Source organism: Luteibacter sp. P4_E6, assembly GCF_056401535.1.
Map to the genome: position 1 here is coordinate 1 of NZ_JBFUJE010000685.1, position 1,810 is coordinate 1,810.

Consider the following 1,810-nt stretch of genomic DNA (forward strand, 5'->3'; position numbering starts at 1 on the left):
CTACGGCGCCGAGCGCATCGTGCTCGCCCTGGACACGCGCTTTCGCGATGGCCTTTGGAAGCTGCCCAGCGCGGGCTGGACCGCGGACGAAGTGCACACGCTCGACGATCTCGTGCCCTGGTACGAAGCCGCCGGCGCGCGCCACCTCCTGTGCACCGACATCGACCGCGACGGCACCATGAGCGGTCCGAACCTCGCCCTCTATCGCCATCTTGCCTCGCTGGCACCGGGCCTCGATGTACAGGCCTCGGGTGGCGTGAAGTCACTCACCGACGTCACCGATCTCGCATTGCAAGGCGTGGCCAGCATCATCCTTGGCCGCTCGCTGCTCGAAGGCGCTTTCGCCTTGCCTGAAGCCATCGCGACGGCAGAAAGGGCAAACGCGACATGCTGAGCCGCCGTATCGTTCCCTGCCTCGATGTTCGCGATGGACAGGTCGTCAAGGGCGTGCGCTTCCGCGATCACGTCGTCGTCGGCGAGATCGTCGAACTGGCCCTGCGTTATCGCGACGAGGGTGCCGACGAACTCGTGTTTTACGACATCACGGCCAGTCCGGAAGGGCGCCGTGTGGACCGCGACTGGGTGGAGCGCGTGGCGCGCGAAATCGACATTCCGTTCTGTGTCGCCGGCGGCATTCGCTCCGTGAACGATGCGCGCGACGTGCTGCACGCCGGTGCCGACAAGATCTCGATCAATTCACCCGCCCTGGAGCGCCCGGCGCTTGTGAGCGAGATCGCCGATGCCTTCGGTGTGCAGTGTGTCGTCGTGGGTGTCGACAGCTTGCGCGACGAGGACGGCGAATGGCGCGTACGCCAGTACACGGGGGATCCGTCGCGAACGCGGGCCCTGCGCAAAGGTACGCTCGAATGGATCGAGGAAGTGCAGGCGCTCGGCGCTGGTGAAATCGTCCTGAACTGCATGGGCACCGATGGCGTGCGTCGCGGTTACGACATCGAGCAACTGAAGGCGGCGCGGGCGATCAGCCACGTGCCGCTTGTCGCCTCCGGTGGAGCGGGTACGCCCATGCACTTCGCCGACGTATTCAAGCAAGCCGACGTGGACGCCGCGCTTGCCGCAAGCGTTTTCCACACCGGTGACATCGGCATTCCCGCGCTCAAGCGCGAACTGCGCACGCAGGGTATCGAGGTAAGGCTATGAACGACGTGACTCCCGATTTCGCCAAGGGCGATGGCCTGCTGCCGGCGATCGTCCAGCACGCGCAGTCGGGCGAAGTGCTGATGCTCGGCTATATGGATGAAGCCGCACTGGCGAAGACGCGCGCGAGCGGATTGGTGACTTTCTTCAGTCGTAGCAAGCAGCGTTTGTGGACGAAGGGCGAGACCTCGGGCGACTCGCTGGCCCTGGTCGATATCCGCCTGGACTGCGACGCCGATACGTTTCTCGTGCGCGCCCTGCCGGCGGGCCCTACCTGTCACACCGGTACGTCGAGTTGTTTCGGCGATGACGTGAAGCCGACGCTCGGCTTTCTCGCCGAACTCGACGCGCTGGTCGCATCGCGGCACGCCGAACGGCCCGACGGCAGCTACACGACGACGCTGTTCGATGGCGGTATTCGCCGCATGGCGCAGAAAGTGGGGGAGGAGGGTGTCGAGACGGCGCTTGCCGCGGTCGCCGAAGGCGACGACGCCCTGATCGGCGAGGCCGCCGATCTGGTCTTTCATCTGATGGTGGTGTTGCGCGCGCGCGGCATCGGTTTCGATGCCGTGGCGGAAAAGCTAGCTGCCCGACACACAGGCAGCTAATTGTAGGAGCCGATTCATCGGCGATCCCGCGGCAGCGGGCCAGGTCA

3 protein-coding genes are annotated in these 1,810 nt (G+C 65.5%); all 3 read left to right on the plus strand.

Translation table 11 applies throughout. The annotated features are described in order from the left end of the window. Positions 1-394 (plus strand): HisA/HisF-related TIM barrel protein (locus AC1DT2_RS22380; protein ID WP_477298823.1); only part of this gene is annotated, 394 nt, incomplete at its 5' end. Continuing rightward, positions 388-1,158: an imidazole glycerol phosphate synthase subunit HisF gene (hisF, locus tag AC1DT2_RS22385; RefSeq protein ID WP_063574124.1), complete on the plus strand. Its 771-nt coding sequence runs from the start codon at positions 388-390 to the stop codon at positions 1,156-1,158. The genes AC1DT2_RS22380 and hisF, both read left to right, overlap by 7 nt. Beyond that, positions 1,155-1,763: a bifunctional phosphoribosyl-AMP cyclohydrolase/phosphoribosyl-ATP diphosphatase HisIE gene (gene hisIE / locus AC1DT2_RS22390; RefSeq protein WP_477298824.1), complete on the plus strand. Its 609-nt coding sequence runs from the start codon at positions 1,155-1,157 to the stop codon at positions 1,761-1,763. Before hisF ends, hisIE begins: the two co-directional genes overlap by 4 nt. Positions 1,764-1,810: the final 47 nt, after the last annotated feature.